This window comes from Burkholderia sp. HMSC10F09, from assembly GCF_001806955.1.
GTDB lineage: Bacteria > Pseudomonadota > Gammaproteobacteria > Burkholderiales > Burkholderiaceae > Burkholderia > Burkholderia multivorans.
This window is the reverse complement of record NZ_KV786829.1, coordinates 1-2,433: the sequence shown is the minus strand read 5'-3', so window position 1 is coordinate 2,433 and position 2,433 is coordinate 1. Positions and strand designations below refer to the sequence as shown.

Below are 2,433 nucleotides of genomic sequence, written 5' to 3'. Positions count from 1 at the left end.
CGCGTTCCCCGGTAATCCTCGATGAACCAAATTTTGTCCATACTGCGCGTCTCCTCACGGATTTTCGAATGGTCGTGCTAAAACGCATCGTAGCGGGTCGCCCGTCGCGAGACAACAGGGTTAGACGTCCCCTTCGAACGGGGGACGATGCTCGCTCGACGCGCGTGCGTCCGTTCGCTCAGGCGGGTTCGACTTCGACCAGACAGTCGTAGAACGTCGCCGAATTGCCGAGATCGGTCAGCGCCTGGCTCGTGACCTCGTTCGCGTTGCGGCCGTCGGGCGACAGCTTCTTCCACCAGATCGACAAGCCGACGACGAGCCCCGCACGCGCGCGGTCCGTCACTCTCGCGACGGCCTGCATCGATCCGCGGTCGTTGAAGATGCGCACGAGATCGCCGTCCGCAATGCCGCGCGATGCGGCGTCCGCCGGGTGCATGTCGAGGTGCGGCTGCCCTTCCGTGCTGCGCAGGCTCTCGACGTTGACGAACGTGCTGTTCAGGAAGTGGCGCGCCGGCGGCGAAATCATCGCGAGCGGGTAACGGGCCGCGAGCTCCGGCGCCGCTTCGGCCGACTCGAAAGGCGGCAGATAGTCGGGCACCGGATCCAGACCCATTTGCTCGAGCCGCGCGCTGTAGAACTCGCACTTGCCGGACGGCGTGCGGAACCCGCCGTTTGCAAACGGCGCATCGGGCAATTTCAGCTTCAGCCAACCTTCGCGCTTCAGCGTGTCCCAATCGCTGTCGAGCGAAGGGTCGTCCCATCGAAGCGCCGCGCGCGCAACTTCCTCGTCGGAGTGATAGAGCGCCGGCTCGTCGAGCCCCATGCTGCGCGCGATGCCGCGGAAGATTTCCGTGTTCGGCCGTGCCTCGCCCACGGGCGGAATGGCCGGCAGGTTCGCCATCACGTAGGTGTGCCCGTACGATTTGTGGACGTCCAGGTGCTCGAGCTGCGTCGTCGCCGGCAGCACAATATCGGCGAAATCGACGGTATCCGTTTTGAAATGCTCGAGAACGACGGTGAACAGGTCTTCGCGTGCGAACCCGGCCGCGACCTTCGACGAGTCGGGTGCGACGGCAACGGGATTCGAGTTGTAGACGATCACCGCCTCGATTTTCGGACCGAACGCCGCATCGCCCGGGTGCAGCAGCGCATCGCCGATCGCATTCATGTTGATGATGCGCGGCAGCTTGTGCGGCCAGCCGGGGATCAGATCCGGGCGCAACAACGCGGGCTGATTGATTGGCGCGAATTCCGACGACGACAGCAGCAGGCCGCCCGCGCGGTCGCGCCAGGCACCGGTCAGCGCGGGCAGGCTGGCGATCGCGCGCACCGCATTGCCGCCGCCGCGCACGCGCTGCATACCGTAATTAAGGCGGATCGCTGCCTTGCGCGTCGCGCCGTAACGGCGGGCAAGATCGATCAGTTCCGACCCATCGATACCGCAAATCTGCGCGACGCGCTCCGGCGGATACGACAGCGCGCGCGCCTTGAGTGCGTCGAATCCGAGCGTATGGTCGGCGATGTAATCGTGATCGAGCAGATTCTCGGTGATCAGCACGTGCATCATGCCGAGCGCGAATGCCCCGTCGGTGCCGGGCTTCAGCGCGATGTGCTGGTGGCACTTTTCGGCGGTCAGCGACCGATACGGATCGATCGCGACGAGCCGCGCGCCACGCCGCTTGGCTTCCTGCGCGCGGGTCCAGAAATGCAGGCTCGATGCGATCGGATTGGCGCCCCAGATCAGGATCAGTTCGCTTTCCTCGAAATGCTCGAGATGCATTCCGACGCTGGCGCCATAAGTGAAGCGCAGGCCGGCGGCGCCGGCCGCCGCGCAGATCGTCCGCTCGAGGCGGGACGCGCCGATCTTGTGGAAGAAGCGCTGTGCGATGCCTTCGCCCTGCACGAGACCCATCGTTCCCGCATAGCTGTACGGCACGATCGCTTCGGGCGCGCGCGTCGCAATGTCCCCCAAACGGCGACCAATTTCGTCGAACGCCTCGTCCCAACTGATCGGCGCGAAGCGCCCTTCGCCTTTCGCGCCGATGCGCTTCAGCGGCACGGTAAGACGGTCCGGATGATGAACACGCTCCGCATATCGGCTGACCTTCGTGCAGAGGACGCCTTGCGTCGGCGGATGGTCGGGGTCGCCTGCGACTTTGATCGCCCTTCCGTTCTCGACAGTCACGCGCATGGCGCACGTATCCGGACAATCATGCGGGCAGACGGCCCGAGCAACGTGGGTGGCGGCGCTCATTGTTGTGGGTGCGAAGATGGGGATTCGCAAATTTTACGTGGACCTGCCGGATAAAGCGCTCATTCCGTACAGGTCGCGGGCTTTATTTGAAGATGGGGCTAGGCGGGCCGGTCGGAGGAGAAGAATCGGAGATCGCAGCGGCGCATTTGGCCGGCGCTCGGGCCGACAGCGCATTTCCG

1 protein-coding gene is annotated in these 2,433 nt (G+C 64.8%); it reads right to left on the bottom strand.

The features are described from left to right. Positions 1 to 178 precede the first annotated feature (178 nt). Entirely contained in the window at positions 179 to 2,254 is a 2,076-nt protein-coding gene (locus HMPREF3115_RS21275) for a molybdopterin-containing oxidoreductase family protein (RefSeq protein WP_070555926.1), read from the bottom strand. Positions 2,255 to 2,433: the final 179 nt, after the last annotated feature.